Source organism: Legionella rowbothamii, from assembly GCF_900639985.1.
GTDB classification, from domain to species: Bacteria; Pseudomonadota; Gammaproteobacteria; order Legionellales; family Legionellaceae; genus Legionella; species Legionella rowbothamii.
Window position 1 is genome coordinate 15,733 of sequence record NZ_CAAAIM010000006.1, and the last position, 19,565, is coordinate 35,297.

Genomic DNA, 19,565 nt, shown 5'->3' on the forward strand with positions numbered 1-19,565 from the left:
GATCCCGAGTGCACGCCCCCAGACTTCCAATTAAGGTGATAGTAACTCGTTAATCCACCCATCCCCCTCCCTACGGTAACGAAGCACTTGTGAAAAGGAAATTGTCTCTACTGTATAAAAAACAAAAGTCTCAGGCTGAAAACGAAATCCCATATAATCATCACACATCGGAATAGATTGATTAGCGAATTGGCTGTCCAATTCTCGCTTTCGCTTATCTAATTGATGCAAGCACGAAATCACTTGACCCGATGTAGGAGCATAGGCTGAAAAACGCAGTTGTCGCTCTCGAGGTAAAGTCATCCAATAATGCTCATTTTCTTCTGGAGAAATTGGCTTTGCAATTCCTTCAATACTCACCTGACGTTGCTGCATGGCGAATAAAAAATTCAGAGTTGCGGCAGGATTAGTACACAGCTCGCTAACTTTGCGTGTCCCTTTTTGCGTAAAAAATAAGATACCCTCTTTTTTTATTTCGCGAATTGCCACCACCCGACTATGGGGTATTCCTGATGAAGTACAGGTTGCTAAAACAGCACATTCGGGTTGCATAACCCCTAATTCTTTTTCTTTACTCAACCAATCAATTAACTGATTAAATGGCACGGAAGACTCCTAGAAATCAATTGCGTCCAAAATGGCGGAAAACTCTGCAGTTTAAAGTATGTAATTTCAATTACTTGCAGCTATGCTGTCACAGGATCTTCATTTTGTCTAGCTCAATAATAATACAATCAGTGTTTGAAATTGGACTAATTCAAGAAAGCCTAGAATAGACTTGTTACGCTAATATTATTGATATGTTTTTGGATAAACCCTCATGTAATATGAGGCCAATTTGATCACATTTTTATTAACCTTGATCTTTTTTATATAAACTAATTAAAATATGGCACCAGGTAGGCTAAAACATTAGCTCCCACACGACTAATCCAAGAAGATGCTATGAATAATCCCCCCATCCAACCATCATATACTAAAAATGCAACCCAGTATTTACTCGCATATTTTTTAGAATCAGATGACAAATGGAGAGCAAGACTATTACTTGCCGGCTCGATTTTAAGTATTTTAACAATATCCGGACTGAGCTTGTGTTTAGGATGGTGGTGTTTTCCCAATATTTATGCCGCGCTTATGGCTAAAGATACAGCTCTCTTATTAACGAATTTAGCTTATAGCCTTTTCGTTTCCGGCGGGATGGCTTGCTTTCAATGGTTGGCTTATGATTTTAAAAACAAGTTATCTGTTTCATGGCGTAACTGGCTCTATAAAAAAACAACCGAGCAATATCTATTGGGAAAAACAAATTACTTGGAGATTTCAAGATCTTATAAAAATATTGATAATCCCGAACAACGTATTCAAGAAGACATTCATCACGTTGTTGATTCATTCCTTGACCTAACTTTAGGTTTTATTAATAATTTTACGAATCTCATTATTTACACCACCTTGTTGTATTTAGCTGGCAGCACCCTTTCTTTTACTATGTTAGGGTTAAATATAGTAATCCCTGGCTTTTTAGTGTGGACAGCCTTAGCCGTAGGGATTGGAACATCGCTTGTTGGTTATTTTATAAATAAACCCTTACACGAATTGACCACGGAAGAAACTATTAGCCAATCTAATTTGAGAACAAATCTGCTCAACATTCGTAATTTTGCGGAAGAAATAGCTATTGAACGTGGAGAACAATACCATGCAGATCGTCTTGAGAAACAGATGGATGAATTAAGCATTAAAACCACTCAACGATTATCTATCCAAAATAGAACAGCGACATTTAATATATTTAATGGCAACCTACAAATGCTGGTTCCATTTTTTGCCGCAGCACCTTTATATTTTAACGACTTACTCAGTTTAGAGGCATTTTATACAGTAGGATTTTATTTTTCCATGATGACCTCTTCTTTAAGCTGGTTCATTGAGTCCTTTGAAAAAATTAATAGATTTCAAACGAGCCTGGGACGCGTTCTTGGCCTACAAGAAATTTTGGACAAAAATAATACCTCAACTCAGAAAATTATTCGCATTGTAAGTGAGCATGAGCAAGATTTAGTAATAAACAATTTAAACCTTAAATTACATAATGAAGATAAATTGCTCGTAAAGGGTCTTAATTTAAGACTCACTCCCGGAGTTAATACCATATTTCAGTCACCATCAGGAACAGGAAAAAGTAGCATTTACAAAGCCATAGGAGGTACTTGGCTAGCAGGGGAAGGGGAAATTATTGTTCCCAAGAGTTTGGATGCACTTTATTTTTTACCGCAAAGACCTTACATTCCTTCTGATACACTAAGAAACATCCTCTCCTATCCTGATGTACAGTGTAGCTATTCTGATACAGAACTCCTTTCCGCCTTGGATGCAGTGAATCTGGGAGCCTTTACAGACAAACTGGACCAAAAAATTGAGAATGCATCCTTAGGTGAGCAACAACGAATAGCCTTTGCCCGTATATTCTTAAGGAAACCTGACTGGGTATTCTTAGATGAATCTACAGCATCCTTAGACGAAGACGTAGAAAAACTAGTTTATGACCGTCTTAGAAAGCTTCTACCGAACACAACTTTTGAGAGCATCGCGCACCGCTCGACAGTAAAACGCCATCATGACCATACAATATTTTTTAGAGTGAACGATATGAAAGAAGTGCGTGTGGAAGAACAACATCTATTGGTTGAAGAGGAATCAGAGTTAAGTATCGTCTATTGAAGTTGTGTTTTAGGAACCTAGTTGACTTATAGAAAACTGAATAGTGGACAAGAAAAAACTTATGGCTAATTGGAGGGGTTTGCGCGACACGAATTAAATTTATGCTTAGCCAAACCCAAATCAGGTTCAATAAGCCTTATCTCAATACGCTCTTTCCCACCACCAATATTAGCCCTTTTTAAACTAATAGCCCCAACTTCTTTTGTAGATTTCACATGAGTCCCACCACAAGCAACCCGAGAAAACCCCTCTATTTCCCAATAACGCCGTTGATTTGTCACATCGGAAAATCCAGTTTTGATAGGCCGATCATCTTTTATTATTTGATTATAATCAGCCAAGAGCTCAGGAAAAATAAACGATATGTTTTGGTTAGAAATAAAGTCTATGCGTGCTTTTGATTCAGCAATGTGGGCACCAATTTTTTGCATGGCTAATTTTTTTGTTACCAACTCAAGCACTAATTCTGCGGCAAAATGCAAACGCATCAATCGATATCGTCGTGGCCAGTCAATCTCCATGCTTACTTCATCACCAACAGCAAGTTGATGCTCTCTGGGCAGAGTATAATAAATCAAATTCCCCTCTCGTTCAGAGGTCAGAACAGGATAACCATGAATCCAAGCCTTATCACTTTCTTGCCCACCTGAAAAAGAAAATGCTATGGTTTCATCTAATAAAATACGCTCATGTTCAACTGCTGCTACCTTGGTTACTAAAGAATGCTGGTACGGGTTTTCCCAAAAAATTTTTTTCATAAGAATTACCTCCAAAGAGAACGCTTTCGATGAGCAAAATCATTCGTCATTTTACCAGCTAAATACTTTTGTTAAGGCTATCAATTTATTCTTAAATCGCTTTGTTGCCATTAGAAACGCCCTTCTCATCCTACTTCACAAGGTGTGCGTTTTAACGCATAATAACTCATGTTAACTCTGTGCGCTATAGCGCACAATGAATTTATGGAACATTTATACAAACGCATTGCCCTAACTTTAAAAAATTTACGTAAAGCACGTGGCTGGAGCCTTGATAAAGCCGCAGCAGCTACCGGAGTAAGCAAAGCAATGTTAGGCCAAATAGAACGAGAAGAATCAAGTCCCACCATTGCCACTTTATGGAAAATTGCCAGCGGTTTTCAAACCTCATTTTCCTCATTTATTGAGGAACTACAAGCTCACTCTAATGAGCCAGTATATCGAGCAGGAAGAACCAAGCAGCTTCACCCGAGTGATGAAAAAATTCGGGTCTTGACTCTTTTTTCCTTTGATAGGCAATTAAATTTTGAACTGTTTGTCATTGAGCTACTACCTGGGTGTAAGCATTTATCCCCACCTCATAAGCATGGGGTTATTGAGCATATTATCGTTCTAGAGGGCATTATGGATATTCTGATTGATAATTCATGGCAAACCTTACATCAAGGTGAAGGTCTGCGCTTTGAAGCAAGCAAACCTCATGGATATCGAAATACAACGACAAGTACTGCTCGATTTCACAATATTATTCACTATCCATAAACTACCCCTCCTGTCGCGCAACCCAAACAGTAGCCCCCCCACAATGAGGGTCATTTATTTTATGAACTAATACTTTAAATGAAGCAGCATTTAAAAGACATTCATATTCGCTTGTTGATAAAGAAGCATGATAAAGCTCTTGTCCTCCATTGTTAGCCCATACCTCCCCTTCATCAAGACCTGAAGTAAAAGCAAGTATACCATTAGGCTTAATATGAGCTGCAAATAATTGAAACATAGCTCGTTGACTTACCGGGTCAAGATGAAAAAAACTATGCCAAGCCAGAATCACATCAAATTGTCTGTTCAGATTTAATTCGCGCATGTCAGAAACGAGCCACTCTTCATTAGGAAATCGCTTCCTACATAATTTAATCATCTTTGGGCTACCATCCACGCCTGTAATCTTAAAACCCTTCTCAATAAAAAACAGAGCAATGGGCTCTCCAGTGCCACAGCCTAAATCTAAAATTGAAGCCCCAGCAGGAATGGAATTAGTAATTAAATTGAGATATTCAGCTTCTATTAAAGTTTTAGTACGGGCCTCATCAAACCAATCAACAATTTTTTCGTAAGCCTTATAAACTTGTTTTTTGTAACGTTTAATCATAATCCTTTTGCTCACACTAAGGTGAATAATATAAAAAATTAGAAGTGAATTAAAAACTCAGCCAAATGCAAATTTTAGTTAATTATACAACACAATTTGAGCTGGTTGATTAATTCAAAAAACCTTATAGAATGCATTTTCCAATGAAATTAATTGGTTATGATTTGTTAAAAGGAATTAAATATGAATTTAAAATCTATTCTTATTGCAGGCTTACTTTTGGGTACACCACAATTATATGCAGGAAATTTTTACAACATCAGTAATGTTCCTCTAAATATTTGTGCACTGGAGCAAACTGGAAACCCCCTTGATCTCGCATTAAGAAATGAAGGCTACTTGGTTGTTTCCCAAGGCAAAAAAGATAGCGAACTGTTGTTTACCCGGTATGGTGCAATGGGTTTAGACCCGAACGGATATATTCGCACCTACAATGGTGAATATCTACTTGCAATTAACAAGAAATCAGATCCCAAACATTTAAGTAAGTTAAAAGTTTCTACAAAAAACTTGCCCCCTAAAGCAACTTCCCAAGTATTCATGAGCATAAATCTTCCGGCTGATGCCCATGAGGGAAGCGGTTATCATAGCTCTAGTATTATCTACGATAGTATTTCTGGTAAACATACTTTAGAAATGAATTTTACAAATATCGGCCCTAACACTTGGAGTGCACAGGTAATTGTTGATGATATCAAGTTAAACAAAGGCACATTAGTGTTTAAAGGAAATACTGGTAAATTAACTAAACAAGAGGGCCTCGCTCACATTCTATGGCCTGCAGATTATGGCTTAAATGAAATGGGAATTGATCTTTCTGGAAGTACTCAATTTGTAAGCCCTTTCTCCATACAAACCATATCAAGTAATGGCTATCCTCTAGGATTACTTGCCAATGTAAGCGTTAGTTTGGATGGCGGTATCCTGTTGTTATATAACAATGGAGTAACTAAAGAGCTAGAAAACCATATCGCTGTAGCTAAATTTACCAACCCATCCTACTTAGAATCAGTAACGGAGCATTTGTATAGAGTAACCGCAAAATCAGGTCCTCCTAGACTCCACTGGACGAATAGCCAATATGCTATTTTAAGTGGTTATCTGGAAGCAGAACCCTGCCTGGCAAAATAACGAATTAAAGTTCAGGCCTACTTCATCGTAGGCCAACTCACTTAACTATCACTATTTCAATGATTGGCCCCCTTATTTAAGGATACTTCGCTAAGTATTAGGTGGTAAAAAACACTTATTAACCGCCCTATTCCATTCCTGGAACTGCTCTAAGTTGGATAAATGTCCTGCATTTGCTAATACAATCAATTGACTATTGCTGGCTAAATGCTGCATCTGTTCACTTTGAAGAAGGGAAATAATTCTATTGTGTTCACTGGTGATGATTAAAACAGGTACTGTAGTATTTGTCAGTAACTCGCGCATTGGACTGCGTAAGGCCATACCCCGCAAAACAGAGGCAAGTGCTGTGGGGTTTTGTGTGCTTAGAATGTGGACGAGAATAGCATTAGTTTGCTCTTCCATTATAACTCTATCCCCCAAAGGATAGTAGGATATCAAGTTAAAATCTGGATTTTGTCAAAGAAATTAGTGTGATGGAGGTACTAAAATATCGATATGATCGGACAAATCAATTTCTTCGGGGATATGTTGATTTGGTTTCCACAATTCTTTTAATAAATTTTTATAAGTATCCGTATACTCAATAATACGAGTTCCTTTTTTATTAAATTCACTTTCGGTATAAAAATAATTTTCGTCTTTTTTTTCTTCTATCCACATCCTACAAAGTCGATTCTCGGTTCTGGATACAGTGCATAAATCGATATAGGTCGTAATGGTTTGAAAACACTTTAAACGACGTTTCAATTCATCACGATAGCTTGCAATTCTTCCCATCATACAAGAATCTATATCCAGGTTTTTCAATTGGAATTTTTTTAATCCTAAATCATTTTTGAGGATATCTGCCAATATTTCGGCATCGTATCCTGCAATTAATTGGTTAGGAACATCACCCTGACCGTTAATTAGTATAGAATCGCCGTGATTTACTCGAACTAATAAAAAGTCAATATTTTCTGGGTCATAGAGGTTTATGATTGGTTTAGTATAGCCTCTACTATTGGCTTCCACTAAAAGCCGATTAAATTTGTCCGCATCCGGAGCATAGACAAATCTAATTTCTTGTCCAAAAATTTCAGTCAAAACTGAACCGGCATCTGTTCCTGAAATTACTTCATGCCCAACTTGTTCGATATATTCCTTGCTAGAACAATATAACTCAATTACATGGGTTTTATTCGGCGTGAAAAATTTCATATTGGGCATACTGCTTTGTGGACATGCTGAAATATTAACCATTTTATCATTAAAAGATGAGGGTTTTATTAAGTTGATTTCTTTAGAAAACTGCCTCTATAGGGGGAATAGTAGTTAAGCCTGATTTTCATACCGAAATTAGGCACTACCCACTGAGTATCTTACCTAAAGCAGTGTCCTGAGGATTTCCTTCATAACCATCAGGATCGTTAAATTGCATCTTAATGTACCCATTTCTCTGATAAAATTCTAATGTTTCTGGCGAAGACTCTACATGCAAACTTTTGCATCCTTGCTCTTTCAGCCAACGCTCGCAAAAGAGCAAAAATTGATGACCATAATGATGATTCCTTTTAGTTTCATCAATTACAATGACTCGCATCGCAACCCTGCCATCAGGCCAAAGCTGCAGATGGGCGTAACCAATGATTTCTGTACCTTGATACAAAACAAAATGCAGATGCGCATCATGCTCAAAAGTCAAAGTGTAGGGATCAGTAAGGCCCATCCGCTCAAAAAAATAAAGTTGACGAAAATGACAAACGGCACTCCATTCTCGTGGAGTCAATGCCTTTACTACCCTCAAGCCCAAACAACCCGTTCTTTTATCAACACCAGAAACAAAGTTCTCTTTACCAAAACAATACGCGCTGATGTCATCAGGATGTAATTGGGCCAAATCTTGTTTTAACTGAGCATAAGCATCTCGGTCTTCGGGATGCTCGCGCATCCAATCACGAAATTTCATGTGCCGCTCAATTTCAGAACTCCCCTGTTCAAAGACATGAACATTGAAAGAAGGCTGGGTATCCCCTTTTTGGAAAAAACGGCGAAAAAGCATCCCAAACTCACCTTTTGCCTCATATCCCAATGCAGCCATTAAAGAGTTCATGGCATCAACCTGCGTAATATCCAAAACTACAGGGATCATATCAATAACAGGCTTTGCAGCTAGACCAGGCACGGCTGTAGAGCCAATATGGTGAATCTCAATGCAATTAGGCCCTAAGGCCTTTTGGATAGATTGTGCTTCTTGTGTGAATTGTTCTGACCAATGACTATCATAAGGAAGTACTTTAATAAGCCGATTTGGGGGTATTTTTGTCATAATTCTCTCTCGTCCCATACGCTGTCACCAGTTTCTCGATGATGAGTCACAGCCTACTTAATTCAAACTCAATTCCACTACAAAAGCCAACCCTAACTTGGCGAAATTTTCTAAATGCTGCAAACTGATAGTCTCTAATCGATCATTAGACGTATGAACATTATCATTATCATCATCTAAGGTGGTAGCTGATGGATAGCACGCTGGAAATCCATTTATATGCCAATTCGCATGATCGCTGCAAGCATAACCGCAATGAGTGAAGGAAACTGGGATGTTCACATAATGAGTAGTTAGATTAGCTAAGAACTTAGTTAACTTAGAATCCACATAATCATCCAGTAACCAAATCGTATTGTCTTTGGGATTGGCTCTAAATCCTGCCTGATCAAATTGGAGAACTGCTTTAACAGGCGTTTTTTCATCTAAAAATGATTGCACAACAAAACCAGAGCCAACCAATCCCTGCTCCTCTGCTGCATAAGCAATGACATAAATAGGATGATCAAAGTTAATTCCTGAAGATAAAAGTATTCTAGATACTTCCAAAATCGCTGCAATTCCGCTGGCATCATCATCAGCTCCTGGCATATTGCCTTTTAGCGTATCTATATGCGCGCCAATTACGATTGCACCGCCTGGTTTTTCTTTACCAATAACGGTTACTACTGAAGGCTGCTTATATTTTTTACCCGTTGCGACCAAATAGCTTTGAACATCGTTGTGTTGATAATATTTTGCCATAGAATCGATTTGGTCTTTAAACCATTGCGCAGCCAAAACACCTGTTTGAGAGTTTGCGGAACGATTAATGTAGTTCGTAAGATGCTGCATATAGCCCCAAATATTATTCCTTTCAATTCCCTTCAATAGTGGCCTAACTTGAGCATCATGTCTGATAGGATATTCATCAAACCCCAAGGTGGGGCGTGTACGGGTTAAGTTAATTAATAACTGCTTTTCATTAATCTTTTGTTGAAACATCGCTTTTTTATACGGTTCAATATTTAAAAAGCCACCACATGCTCGTCGATTCTGGTGTAACACACTAATCAATTGATCGTTCATTTCAACTTCAATTAGTATGTATTTATCTGTTCTTGTAATTAAGCTCACTAAATTTTCTAGCTTCTCATACATACAGTTTGTGACAATTAGTTTATCTTTAACGGATAATTGATGGGCTCCAAGATTAAAACTTAGGGCCATTAGCAATAGCAAAAAAAATCTTTTCATAATTATCCTTAATTCAAAAGCCAGTAGTTTACCTTATTTAAAAATAAGTTTTAAAACCATTTGCATTAAATATCATCGTTATTATAATTGGATTCATTTTGACCACACGGTATGCGCTAAATGAAGTTTATTATTGATGAAATCATTTATTATGATGAAAAAAATCCAAAAATCGAAATATCTTGGAGTATTATTCATACAGATGGCACCAAGAAACCATTTCTTAATGAAGTGTTTAAATGGCGAAGCTATCCTGAAATTCTTTCCCCCAGTATGTTATTAAAAATGAAACCTCTTCGAGATGAAGAAGAAGAAGGTGATGAAAATAACTTATTTCTGGGCCATTATTCTCAAACCAAACGCTTACAGAAGTTAGTCGAAGCTCAGCTTAACATCACCAAAGTGTTGATAGCCAACCATTTAAATATCTTCAAAACAATACCAACAGCTACATGGAAAAACACCCCCCCCGATGAGCCAATGACTCCAGATGAGCTAAGAGTGCTTTACCCCTTAAGCTATGTAATTTATTCTGAGCACTTATTGAGTGATGGAAAACCTTGTCGTGTGCCTCTGTATATGGTTTGTCATAATGGTATGATTGACGCAGAGCCAGCTCCATCAATGCTAAGAGAGTTTAGACCTCCACATTCATTGCGCCATATATTATTTCATTCTCAGAAGAACAAAAGTTCTGAATTAGCTACGGAAAGCTCAAATAGCGAGCCCAATGATAGTCACGAACAACAAGCTTCCAGTAGTTATTCTTGGTAGGAAAATCTCTGATGAGCCGCGAAAGATGCCGCGGCTCATCAGAGATACATGCTCTAACGACCAGCTAAAGCAATCGCAGCAGGCGTATACTCATAGCCTAAATCCCGAGCAACCGCTTCAAATGTAATTTTACCTTGATGAACGTTCAAGCCATTTAATAAATGAGGATCATTTAATAAAGCCAGCTTCGTACCTTTAGTAATAATACTTAACACAAAAGGTAAGGTCGCATTGTTCAAAGCAAAAGTAGAAGTTCTTGGTACTGCACCAGGCATGTTGGCAACACAATAATGGACTACTTGATCCACAACATAAGTTGGTTCTTGATGTGTCGTAGGACGACTTGTTTCAAAACAACCGCCTTGGTCAATTGCCACATCCACTAATACAGAACCAGGACGCATTGATTTTAGCATCGCTCGAGTTACTAATTTTGGAGCCGCAGCACCAGGAACTAATACCGCCCCAATCACTAAATCTGCTCGAGATACATACTTTTCAATTGCATCAGCAGTAGAATAAACAGTATTAATCTTAGAACCGAATTGAAAATCCAATTCATTGAGACGTTGTAATGAGCGGTCTAATACAGTTACTCGCGCCTCCATTCCCATAGCCATACGTACCGCATTAGTCCCTACGACCCCACCCCCAATAACTACAACACTAGCGGCTGCTACACCAGGAACCCCACCTAATAAAACACCACTTCCACCTTGGGCCATTTCTAAGCAATGAGCACCTGCCTGGATGGACATACGACCTGCAACTTGTGACATAGGGGTCAACAAGGGTAAACCCCCATCATCCTGGGTTACGGTTTCATAGGCAATTGCGGTTACACCAGATTCTTTTAGCATACGCGCTTGATGCGGATCTGGAGCTAGATGCAAATAAGTAAATAAAGTTTGTCCTTCTCGAAGGCGTTTGCATTCAATAGGTTGAGGTTCTTTAACTTTAACGATTAAGTCGGCTTTAGCAAATACTTCATCCGCACTGTCAACAACCTCAGCCCCCGCATGGCTGTAATCATCATCCGAAATACCAATTCCTAATCCAGCACCTTTCTCAACAATAACAGCGCTACCAACTCTTATGATTTCCCTAACACTTGAAGGGACAAGACCCACACGATTCTCTTGTGGCTTAATCTCTTTTGGAACACCTACTAACATAAATTACTCCCTTTTACTGTGTTTTATAGGCCCCATTGACATTCCCACTTAGTCCAAATGGTCCAGGTTTGCAAAATACCAACAGGGCCTATGCTTTTATTTATCTTTTAAATGCGCAATTAATTGTGGTACTAATTCGAATAAATCGCCAACCAATCCATAATCTGCAATTTGGAAAATCGGTGCGTCTTCATCTTTGTTAATGGCAACGATCACTTTGGAATCTTTCATACCCGCCAAGTGCTGTACTGCTCCTGAAATACCAACGGCGATATAAAGTATTGGCGCGACTACCTTGCCAGTTTGTCCAACCTGATAGTCATTGGGAACAAATCCAGCATCAACTGCGGCACGTGATGCCCCAACTGCAGCACCGAGAGTATCGGCTAATTCTTCAATTAATTTAAATTTTTCAGCGCTTTGTAATCCCCTACCTCCAGAAACAACAATTTTAGCCGTACCTAAATCTGGACGCTCGGATTTACTGAGTTCATGCTTTATAAATTGGCTGTTATGAGCAGGAAATTCTTTGTCTAGGGTTTCAATAGTGCACGCAGCTTGGGTGGCAGTTACTGCATCAAAGGCCGTTGTTCTAATAGTCATTACTTTGATAAGATCCAGAACTCGCACCGTTTCTATGGCATTACCAGCATAAATAGGATGCTCAAAAGTGGCATTATCAAGAATTTTACTTACATCAGAAATTTGCGCAACATCGAGAAGCGCAGCAAGACGTGGAGCTATATTTTTACCAAAAGTACTGGATGGGATTAATATCGATTTAAATGAGGTGGCAAGGGCTAACAACAAATCACTCATTTGCTCTGCAAGTGGATGCTCATAACAGGATTTATCTGCATATAAAACTTTATGCACGCCTGAAAGCGCTGCCACCTGCTCTGCTACTGTTTTGCATTGATGTCCCGCTACCAGCAAATGTACTTCCTCGCCTAACTGCTGTGCAGCGGCCAAAACATTCCGAGTTGCAGGATGCATAGTTTGATTATCATGTTCAACAAGTATTAAAGTGCTCATCCTATCTCCTTATCAAAGCACTTTGGCTTGATTTTGTAATTCTTTAATGAGCTCATCTACTGAACCTACCTTTTTCCCTGCACTACGTGCTGCAGGTGCGGTAACTTGAATTACTTCAATATGTTTTTTCAGTGCTAAACCCATATTATCTAATTCAATAACATCTAGAGGCTTACGCTTTGCCTTCATGATATTAGGTAAACTGGCATATCGTGGCTCGTTCAAGCGCAAATCGGTGCTTACTATGGCTGGCAATTGAACTTTAATTGTTTCTAATCCACCATCAATTTCTCGGGTGACCTCAAGATGCTCAGTACTTGCTTCCAGCTTGGAGGCATAGGTTGCTTGTGGCCAATTTAATAAAGCGGATAGCATTTGGGGCGTTTGATTGTTATCGCCATCAATAGCTTGTTTCCCCATTAATACTAAAGAAGGTTTTTCATCATCAACAATCTTTTTTAATACTTTAGCAACATTCAAACTTTCTAAGGAGTCTAGTGTACGCACTAGAATAGCCCGGTCAGCACCTAATGCTAATCCGTGGCGTAAAATTTCTTGTGAACTGTCTGTACCAATACTCACAACCACTACTTCAGTAGCCCAATTTTTTTCACGTAAACGTAGCGCTTCTTCGACAGCAATTTCATCAAAAGGATTCATTGCCATTTTGATATTTTGTGTTTCAACTCCGGTATTATCCGATTTGACCCTAATTTTGACATAGGGATCAATTACACGCTTCACTGCAACGAGAATTTTCATAAGTCCTCACTGGAAAATCAAAACAAAAGCATCTTGCCAGAGATATGGGGACTAATTCAAGGGGGCATCGCGATTAAGTTGGAGATCATTGCATAAAAAACAAGGCTTCAAAAGACGGACTGACCAAGTATAATCTGCCTTCTACCTCTCGCAACTTCCTCCAAACATCTCCCGCTTTTTTTATTCTTTTAGTATTACCTAGAAGGAAATGTCCAAGCAGTCTTAAGTTTTAGCTGACCTCTTAGAACACCGGATTACCACGAGTTGACCGCGATAATTCGAGAATAATTTTTGGTAACTAGCAAATTAACGCTAATTGGACGGGCAGAAATGTCAAATTCATTACATTGATGAATTGCTAAGGCAGGCAATTGGCTTTACCTCCGTCTTACCATCCATCATAGCCAACGGATTTTTAATAAAAAACTTAAGAAAACGTTCTGCTTTATTAATTGCAGGGCCTGTATAACGCCCCTCTTCATATACTGTTTTATTTTCTTTTAACTTAACAATTAATCGTTGCGCCACTTCTAATTTTTTTTCAATAGGGTCATGATTTTGATCCAGTTCACGCATTTTAGTTAAAAACCGAGTGAGAACCCTGTCCTTTTCAGCACCAATCCGATGGTTTAAAAACCATTGCTCTTTTAATGCCGAACAACGAACTTCTATAGGAGCCACGATGAGCTTTAACTGATAGTTTTTAAAAAGCAATCCACCGTCTTTGTTTTCCCCTGCCTCAAGTAAGGCTTCTTCTATATTTTCAACAGAATCCGAGTCTGTTCCAGAAAAAAGTGGTTCTAATACAGTAGACCCAACTTGCAGTGTCGCCATATAACATTGGCGAGAACTCCAAAAAATCAACTCCATTAAACGAACAAGTAATGCGGTAGTCGTTGCCGCGGTAACGGAGGTTACTTGTTGCACCGTTCCACCAAATAATTGCAACTCGGAAATATTGGTTTTACCAATATACTCTCCTCCTTTGAGCACAATAAAATATAATGCATAAATAGCAAGTAACTCTTCTGCAAAAGCAATGGTACCTAGGCTCACTAAAAGTACAGGGATAAAAGACAATAAAGCTTTAATTGCGGTAGGTTTAACTTTTCCTATCTCATCGTAATAGTCTACAGACTCGTTTAATAATCCTAAAAGACTGTTATATAAACTTCGTTCGTTATAAGTTCTAGCCTTTGATGATAAATTTTCTAACCATTTCTTAAGATCATCCTGGTTCGTGATTTCACCAAATGTAAGTTCTTTATAATTTGCAGGTGTTACTAATCGTTGATAACAATCAGTTAAAGTTCTTTTGCATAAACCATCATTTAAGCCTTTAGATAAATGGTGTTCAAGCCATACTACTTCCGGTAAAGCAAACGAGCTCTCAAAAAACGAAAGCAGTTTATTGTAGTTTTCTTCAATTCGTTCCTTTTCAGCACCATCATGCAACAACCCTTGATTAAGCAATAAATGAAAGGAGCGATCCAAATTAAAAAGCTGCTCTTCATTTAAGTTATTCGAAGTTAGGGATTCTTGCTCCACAACAAGTGAAGGATATATAGATTGACCAATATGACTTCCATTCTCAGAGTTGGGTTCAGTAACACGATGATCTAAAGGCCCAAGATCATCTAAAGAGGCAATATGCTCATTCTTATTGATATAAATCCCTCTTTCCTGATCAAATTTAGCATAGACCTCAACCAACGATTTCAAATCAGCATCTATAATCATAATCACTCCTTGAAACCTAAGAAGCACTGTTATGCTTCTTAGGTGAAATCCATCAGGACCTGTTTAAACAAACTAAATGATTCACAGTCCCTAAGATCTTTGTCCGTTTAAAATTAAAGGCTTTGAATCAATGCAGCCTTTTTCCTCAAACCAATTTTTTTGTTTTAGATAATGAGTATAAAAGCCAACTACTAATACTGTTAAATAAAAGCCTGTCATCACATCACTTAGATAATGATAATACAATAATACTCTAGATGCTGCGACTAAGAGCGCCACCCCAAGGGCTGCATAAAAATAACGTGGGAACAAAACACCGAGACCTACAGCCAAACTAACTACAGTTGTAGTATGTCCCGATGGAAAAGACCAATAATATTTACCCATTCTAAACCAGTAAAAACCAAACTCATTACTGCTAAACAATAAATCAGGACGGGCTCGGCTTAAAGCAACTTTCAAAACAAAACACACTAAGTTGGCAACAAGCACACAACCTAATAAATACCATGCTCTTGCTTCAGATACTGGATTAGTGCGGACATAACGAAAATATACTGCAGCACAAAAAAATAAACCAATATAAACAATCCATTGACCAAACGCCGTCAAGATACTTAGGGCATGAATATTTGTTCTCAAATCAAGTTGATGAAAATATGTAGCCAATGTCTTATCAACAAAAATATAGGACAATATGACTAGAATTGCATAAAGTAAAATAACCCAGGTTTTTTTCATAAACTCAAATGTTTTTTCAAATTGTGTCATTAATCAAATTCCTCTTACTTAAAGTCAAATTCCTGTTTACATAAGGATGCTAGGCTAATGGCAATGCACCTAAACATGATCCAACATATTTAAAATTATCTGCCATCACCTACATGCGCACGCCTCAATACGGATTCCTGCCAGGGTATTGTAATCACTACTGTTCGCTCATCACGCTCTAAAAATAGTAAAGCACGTAACCCTGGTGCATGAATATTATGTAACAGATACTCATACCATTTTGGTTCCTCTAACTCAGGTATAATAAGCGCAATAATCCTGTCTGTCCTTTGTTTTTTCACTTTTTTAATATATTTAAGTACTGTGACGATAGAGCGGGAACATGAGTCATTATTGTAAATTCTGTTTCTTAGCTGCACTGGATGCCAAAGGACGTCCAAAAATTTTATTTATGAGTGACATCCTTATCATCTATTAGTTCAAAACACGTCATCTTAAGGTGACGTATATCGTATTTTTTTATTTTACTTGTTATTACAACAAACAATTCGTTAAAATCATCATACACTAACTAGTATATAGTTCTTAATGCCAGAATTTAATTTAATCCAGCAGATATGTATTTGGGCTCTTCCCGTTTTGCTTGCTATTACTCTTCATGAAGCAGCTCATGCTTATGTTGCTAATCTTTGCGGCGACACTACTGCAAAAATGTTTGGGCGTTTAAGTTTAAATCCAATTCGCCACATAGATCTTGTTGGTACTATATTAATACCCATATTAGTTGGTGTATTAACTAGCTTTCAATTCGTAATTGGTTATGCAAAACCCGTGCCGATTAATTGGAGCCGATTTAAACATCCGCGACGTGATATGATTCTCGTCACTCTCGCCGGGCCATTTTCAAATATTTTTATGGCATTTTTATGGGCTGCTGCATTTAAAATTGCAACTAATCTTCACCCAGAAACCTCTATGCCCGCCCTTTTTCTGTTAATGAGTGCTCGTGCAGGAATGATTATCAATCTGGTCTTAGCGGCATTAAACTTACTACCGCTACCCCCACTCGATGGCAGTCGCGTAGTCATGAGTCTTTTACCTCCTCGACAAGCAATGGTCTATGCGCAAATAGAACCCTATGGCTTTTTTATTCTCATCATTTTAATGTTCACCGGGATTTTAAATTACATTATGACTCCACTCATTAGCATAGGACTCTTTTTATTAAGTTCAGTTTTTCAATTATGAACGTTTTAGCAGATGCTTCACTACCCGGATTAGACGAAGCTTTTCCTGGGCCCTTTTGTCTAACACGTTATACTAGGCCTGATGAAATTGCCTCCCTACTTGCGGGGCAAGATGTTCTTTTGTGCCGAGCAAATCTCAAAGTAAATCACCATCTATTAAAGGGTCACAAAATAGGTTATGTAGCTACCGCGAGCAGCGGTAGTGATCATTTGGATAAACCGTGGTTAAAGACACAAAATATTCAGGTCATTGATGCTAAAGGATGCAATGCTCGTGCTGTTGCCGATTATGTTGTTTCTTGTCTTGCTTATGTGTATCAGCAGCAGCTTATCCAGGGTAAGCGTGCTGCAATTATTGGTTTCGGCGAAGTAGGAACACGAGTTCAAGCACGATTGGCTGCTGCTGGCTTTGCTACTATTGTTTACGATCCACTAAAAGGATTAAGTACTCAGCTTAAAGATTTATATCAAGTAGATCTTTTATGTATTCATGCAGAATTGCATGATGGCCCCTTTCATCCAAGCCGGAATTTAATTGATCAGCAATTCCTTGCCAATTTAAAGCCTGGTTGCATCATTATTAATGCAGCACGCGGGGGAATTATTGATGAAAATGCCTTAATTAATCTTGGTGATAAATTCATTTATTGTACTGATGTTTATCTCGATGAGCCGAATATTAATCAAAAAATTATTGAAAAAGCCACTTTATGCACACCGCATATTGCTGGTCACAGCCTTGAAGCTAAATATAGAGCGGTAAACATGGTTAGCGAAGTCCTGCATCAAATAGCTGAACTACCGTTGCCCAAGTTTGCTTGCCCTGAAATGGGTGAAGAAGTGCATTTGGAGACTAGCAAAACATGGCAAGAACAGATTTTATCTCTGTATAATCCCATTGAAGAAACAGTGCGTTTGAAGCAGGCTAAGTATCTTGAAGAGGCCTTTTTGCAGGTTAGGAAAGAACATCAAAAACGCCATGATTTTCGGCTCTATGCTAATGCAGGCCTGGATGCAGAAACGAAAGCCTTGTTAGGAGTCTAACAAGAACCTGTTGACTATTTTCCCTACTCACTCATGTAGGTTGGGGCCATGAGCCCAACCTACAAAATCAGTTTACCCTTAGCCGTCTTACAACTTCCTGATCCGAAAACGCATGCTTGACCGTACCAATTAGCTGATAAGCCTCATGCCCCTTCCCCGCAATTAAAATAATATCATCCTCATGCGCTTCCTTTAGGGCATAGGCGATCGCCTCTTCCCTATTTTCTAATTTCTTCATAGAAGCCGATGGTGAAACACCGACAGCAATCTCATTAATGATTGTTTGTGGATCTTCAGTACGTGGATTGTCACTAGTAATAACAATTTGATCCGCATGCTCACTTGCAATTTTCCCCATCATTGGACGTTTGCTTTTATCGCGATCGCCACCGCAACCAAACACTACCCAGAGCTTGCCCTTTTTTATTTGCCCTAAGGTAACTAAAGCATTTTCTAAAGCATCGGGGGTATGAGCATAATCGACAAGCACATAAGGAGCACTACTTACAATTTCCAGCCGTCCTGGAGCGGCTTTCAATTGCGACATAACTTGCACCACTTTTTCAGGCGCATAACCACTAGCCAATAAACTGCTAAATACCGCTAAACTATTATAGATATTAAACGCACCCAAAGCTTTAATGTGTAGCTTGTGTTGTCCCCAAGGAGACTGTACATCAATTAAAGTGCCATTGATGTCCATATGCCAATTGAGCACTTTAACATCACAATTCTCGGTCATACCATAACTTAACTTTTTTACATGCGGCTTTACTGCAGCTGCCATAAGCTGTTGGTATTCATCATCCTGATTAATAATCGCCCATTGCAAAGATTGTCGTGCAAATAAATTAGCCTTTGCGGCGGCATAATTTTCCATCGTTTGGTGGTAATCTAAATGATCTAAAGTCAAATTAGTAAAAATTGCTTGGCTAAATTCAATCGCATCCACTCGATGTTGAGCCAAAGCATGGGATGACACTTCCATACACACTTGGTGTAAGCCTTGATTCTTATATTGAGCAAATAATTTTTGTAAAAATAAGGCGTCAGGTGTGGTGTTATCTAAAGGCTTGAGGTGATGCACCTCTCCTTGTCCAATAGTCCCAATATATGCAGCACCTTGCCCAAGTAAAGAATGAGCTTGAGCTAATTGATAAGCAATGGTCGTCTTCCCGTTAGTACCAGTAATTCCTGTGAACATTAGCGCCTCGCCAGGATTAGCATAAAAAGCCTTAGCTATATATGCTAATTGAGTAGCCAAACCAGGGATAGCAATACAGGGAACATCCGGTGCAATCACATCTGAAGGAAAATCCTTTGGTTCAAAAATCACCGCTACGGCACCCGCAGCTACTGCTCTATGAATAAATAAACGCCCATCAGCAGCTGCACCAGGATAGGCTACAAACAAATCACCTGGCTGAACCTGCCGACTGTCATTTTGAATGCCGGTAATTGTACAATCAACAACATTTTGCTTTGTCCAAGGTGCTAACAATTGGCTTAGTTTCATGGTATTTC

At 38.6% G+C, this 19,565-nt stretch carries 20 protein-coding genes; 6 read left to right on the forward strand and 14 right to left on the reverse strand.

The genetic code is table 11. The annotated features are described in order from the left end of the window. Nucleotides 1-30: 30 nt before the first annotated feature. A complete protein-coding gene (locus E1P08_RS10840; protein ID WP_133137048.1) occupies nucleotides 31-606 on the reverse strand; it encodes a pyridoxine/pyridoxamine 5'-phosphate oxidase in 576 nt (191 codons plus the stop codon). Between the two features lie 339 nt (nucleotides 607-945). Between E1P08_RS10840 and E1P08_RS10845 the strand changes: the two genes are divergently transcribed. Continuing rightward, entirely contained in the window at nucleotides 946-2,724 is a 1,779-nt protein-coding gene (locus E1P08_RS10845; protein ID WP_133137049.1) for an ABC transporter ATP-binding protein/permease, read from the forward strand. Nucleotides 2,725-2,789: 65 nt separating this feature from the next. On the opposite strand, the gene E1P08_RS10850 is transcribed toward E1P08_RS10845, so the two are convergent. Next, the gene (locus tag E1P08_RS10850) at nucleotides 2,790-3,482 is read right to left on the reverse strand and encodes an alanyl-tRNA editing protein (protein WP_133137050.1); all 693 of its coding nucleotides are present in this window, start codon (nucleotides 3,480-3,482) and stop codon (nucleotides 2,790-2,792) included. Nucleotides 3,483-3,686: 204 nt separating this feature from the next. Between E1P08_RS10850 and E1P08_RS10855 the strand changes: the two genes are divergently transcribed. Further along, entirely contained in the window at nucleotides 3,687-4,244 is a 558-nt protein-coding gene (locus E1P08_RS10855; protein ID WP_133137051.1) for a helix-turn-helix domain-containing protein, read from the forward strand. 1 nt (nucleotide 4,245) lies between these two features. On the opposite strand, the gene E1P08_RS10860 is transcribed toward E1P08_RS10855, so the two are convergent. Then, nucleotides 4,246-4,854, reverse strand: coding sequence for a class I SAM-dependent methyltransferase (locus E1P08_RS10860; RefSeq protein WP_133137052.1), 609 nt, complete (start codon nucleotides 4,852-4,854; stop codon nucleotides 4,246-4,248). A gap of 183 nt (nucleotides 4,855-5,037) precedes the next feature. On the opposite strand from E1P08_RS10860, the gene E1P08_RS10865 reads away from it, so the two are divergent. Next, the gene (locus tag E1P08_RS10865) at nucleotides 5,038-5,985 is read left to right on the forward strand and encodes a flagellar hook-basal body complex protein (protein WP_133137053.1); all 948 of its coding nucleotides are present in this window, start codon (nucleotides 5,038-5,040) and stop codon (nucleotides 5,983-5,985) included. A gap of 90 nt (nucleotides 5,986-6,075) precedes the next feature. On the opposite strand, the gene E1P08_RS10870 is transcribed toward E1P08_RS10865, so the two are convergent. The 4 genes from E1P08_RS10870 to E1P08_RS10885 all read right to left on the reverse strand — a co-directional run bounded on the left by E1P08_RS10870 (nucleotide 6,076) and on the right by E1P08_RS10885 (nucleotide 9,532). Then, nucleotides 6,076-6,390, reverse strand: coding sequence for an alpha/beta fold hydrolase (locus tag E1P08_RS10870; RefSeq protein WP_133137054.1), 315 nt, complete (start codon nucleotides 6,388-6,390; stop codon nucleotides 6,076-6,078). A gap of 63 nt (nucleotides 6,391-6,453) precedes the next feature. After that, nucleotides 6,454-7,230 carry a hypothetical protein gene (locus tag E1P08_RS10875; RefSeq protein ID WP_242602432.1) on the reverse strand — a complete coding sequence of 259 codons (777 nt, stop codon included), beginning with the start codon at nucleotides 7,228-7,230 and terminating at the stop codon, nucleotides 6,454-6,456. A gap of 103 nt (nucleotides 7,231-7,333) precedes the next feature. Then, nucleotides 7,334-8,296 (reverse strand): bifunctional GrpB family protein/GNAT family N-acetyltransferase, encoded by a 963-nt coding sequence (locus tag E1P08_RS10880; RefSeq protein ID WP_133137055.1) that lies wholly within the window; start codon nucleotides 8,294-8,296, stop codon nucleotides 7,334-7,336. Between the two features lie 57 nt (nucleotides 8,297-8,353). Continuing rightward, nucleotides 8,354-9,532 (reverse strand): M20/M25/M40 family metallo-hydrolase, encoded by a 1,179-nt coding sequence (locus E1P08_RS10885; RefSeq protein ID WP_133137056.1) that lies wholly within the window; start codon nucleotides 9,530-9,532, stop codon nucleotides 8,354-8,356. A 120-nt stretch (nucleotides 9,533-9,652) separates the two neighbouring features. On the opposite strand from E1P08_RS10885, the gene E1P08_RS10890 reads away from it, so the two are divergent. After that, nucleotides 9,653-10,306, forward strand: coding sequence for a hypothetical protein (locus E1P08_RS10890; protein WP_133137057.1), 654 nt, complete (start codon nucleotides 9,653-9,655; stop codon nucleotides 10,304-10,306). Nucleotides 10,307-10,359: 53 nt separating this feature from the next. On the opposite strand, the gene ald is transcribed toward E1P08_RS10890, so the two are convergent. From ald to E1P08_RS10920, 6 genes are all read right to left on the reverse strand, one after another. Continuing rightward, nucleotides 10,360-11,481 carry an alanine dehydrogenase gene (gene ald, locus E1P08_RS10895; RefSeq protein WP_133137058.1) on the reverse strand — a complete coding sequence of 374 codons (1,122 nt, stop codon included), beginning with the start codon at nucleotides 11,479-11,481 and terminating at the stop codon, nucleotides 10,360-10,362. Between the two features lie 96 nt (nucleotides 11,482-11,577). Then, nucleotides 11,578-12,516, reverse strand: a complete 939-nt coding sequence (locus E1P08_RS10900) for an electron transfer flavoprotein subunit alpha/FixB family protein (protein ID WP_133137059.1) — start codon at nucleotides 12,514-12,516, stop codon at nucleotides 11,578-11,580. 12 nt (nucleotides 12,517-12,528) lie between these two features. Then, nucleotides 12,529-13,278: an electron transfer flavoprotein subunit beta/FixA family protein gene (locus E1P08_RS10905; protein WP_133137060.1), complete on the reverse strand. Its 750-nt coding sequence runs from the start codon at nucleotides 13,276-13,278 to the stop codon at nucleotides 12,529-12,531. 342 nt (nucleotides 13,279-13,620) lie between these two features. Then, nucleotides 13,621-15,018, reverse strand: coding sequence for a J domain-containing protein (locus E1P08_RS10910; RefSeq protein ID WP_133137061.1), 1,398 nt, complete (start codon nucleotides 15,016-15,018; stop codon nucleotides 13,621-13,623). Nucleotides 15,019-15,108: 90 nt separating this feature from the next. Continuing rightward, complete coding sequence (locus E1P08_RS10915; RefSeq protein ID WP_133137062.1) at nucleotides 15,109-15,789, reverse strand: phosphatase PAP2 family protein; 681 nt, start codon at nucleotides 15,787-15,789, stop codon at nucleotides 15,109-15,111. 95 nt (nucleotides 15,790-15,884) lie between these two features. Continuing rightward, a complete protein-coding gene (locus E1P08_RS10920) occupies nucleotides 15,885-16,091 on the reverse strand; it encodes a hypothetical protein (RefSeq protein WP_242602433.1) in 207 nt (68 codons plus the stop codon). Nucleotides 16,092-16,338: 247 nt separating this feature from the next. Between E1P08_RS10920 and E1P08_RS10925 the strand changes: the two genes are divergently transcribed. Next, the gene (locus E1P08_RS10925; protein ID WP_133137063.1) at nucleotides 16,339-16,998 is read left to right on the forward strand and encodes a site-2 protease family protein; all 660 of its coding nucleotides are present in this window, start codon (nucleotides 16,339-16,341) and stop codon (nucleotides 16,996-16,998) included. Continuing rightward, nucleotides 16,995-18,041 (forward strand): NAD(P)-dependent oxidoreductase, encoded by a 1,047-nt coding sequence (locus E1P08_RS10930; RefSeq protein ID WP_133137064.1) that lies wholly within the window; start codon nucleotides 16,995-16,997, stop codon nucleotides 18,039-18,041. The genes E1P08_RS10925 and E1P08_RS10930 overlap by 4 nt, the downstream gene beginning before the upstream one ends. Before the next feature lie 67 nt (nucleotides 18,042-18,108). Here E1P08_RS10930 and E1P08_RS10935 read toward each other — a convergent pair whose 3' ends face one another. Next, nucleotides 18,109-19,557 carry a UDP-N-acetylmuramoyl-L-alanyl-D-glutamate--2,6-diaminopimelate ligase gene (locus E1P08_RS10935; RefSeq protein WP_133137065.1) on the reverse strand — a complete coding sequence of 483 codons (1,449 nt, stop codon included), beginning with the start codon at nucleotides 19,555-19,557 and terminating at the stop codon, nucleotides 18,109-18,111. Between the last annotated feature and the right edge of the window lie 8 nt (nucleotides 19,558-19,565).

Excerpts from the sequence above, each read along its gene's own strand:
- E1P08_RS10885 (WP_133137056.1), bottom strand. The coding sequence starts at position 9,532 with ATGAAAAGATTTTTTTTGCTATTGCTAATGGCCCTAAGTTTTAATCTT.
- ald (WP_133137058.1), bottom strand. The coding sequence starts at position 11,481 with ATGTTAGTAGGTGTTCCAAAAGAGATTAAGCCACAAGAGAATCGTGTG.
- E1P08_RS10910 (WP_133137061.1), bottom strand. The coding sequence starts at position 15,018 with ATGATTATAGATGCTGATTTGAAATCGTTGGTTGAGGTCTATGCTAAA.
- E1P08_RS10915 (WP_133137062.1), bottom strand. The coding sequence starts at position 15,789 with ATGACACAATTTGAAAAAACATTTGAGTTTATGAAAAAAACCTGGGTT.
- E1P08_RS10845 (WP_133137049.1), top strand. The coding sequence starts at position 946 with ATGAATAATCCCCCCATCCAACCATCATATACTAAAAATGCAACCCAG.
- E1P08_RS10850 (WP_133137050.1), bottom strand. The coding sequence starts at position 3,482 with ATGAAAAAAATTTTTTGGGAAAACCCGTACCAGCATTCTTTAGTAACC.
- E1P08_RS10870 (WP_133137054.1), bottom strand. The coding sequence starts at position 6,390 with ATGGAAGAGCAAACTAATGCTATTCTCGTCCACATTCTAAGCACACAA.
- E1P08_RS10925 (WP_133137063.1), top strand. The coding sequence starts at position 16,339 with ATGCCAGAATTTAATTTAATCCAGCAGATATGTATTTGGGCTCTTCCC.
- E1P08_RS10930 (WP_133137064.1), top strand. The coding sequence starts at position 16,995 with ATGAACGTTTTAGCAGATGCTTCACTACCCGGATTAGACGAAGCTTTT.
- E1P08_RS10905 (WP_133137060.1), bottom strand. The coding sequence starts at position 13,278 with ATGAAAATTCTCGTTGCAGTGAAGCGTGTAATTGATCCCTATGTCAAA.
- E1P08_RS10935 (WP_133137065.1), bottom strand. The coding sequence starts at position 19,557 with ATGAAACTAAGCCAATTGTTAGCACCTTGGACAAAGCAAAATGTTGTT.
- E1P08_RS10855 (WP_133137051.1), top strand. The coding sequence starts at position 3,687 with ATGGAACATTTATACAAACGCATTGCCCTAACTTTAAAAAATTTACGT.
- E1P08_RS10865 (WP_133137053.1), top strand. The coding sequence starts at position 5,038 with ATGAATTTAAAATCTATTCTTATTGCAGGCTTACTTTTGGGTACACCA.
- E1P08_RS10875 (WP_242602432.1), bottom strand. The coding sequence starts at position 7,230 with ATGGTTAATATTTCAGCATGTCCACAAAGCAGTATGCCCAATATGAAA.
- E1P08_RS10860 (WP_133137052.1), bottom strand. The coding sequence starts at position 4,854 with ATGATTAAACGTTACAAAAAACAAGTTTATAAGGCTTACGAAAAAATT.
- E1P08_RS10900 (WP_133137059.1), bottom strand. The coding sequence starts at position 12,516 with ATGAGCACTTTAATACTTGTTGAACATGATAATCAAACTATGCATCCT.
- E1P08_RS10890 (WP_133137057.1), top strand. The coding sequence starts at position 9,653 with ATGAAGTTTATTATTGATGAAATCATTTATTATGATGAAAAAAATCCA.
- E1P08_RS10880 (WP_133137055.1), bottom strand. The coding sequence starts at position 8,296 with ATGACAAAAATACCCCCAAATCGGCTTATTAAAGTACTTCCTTATGAT.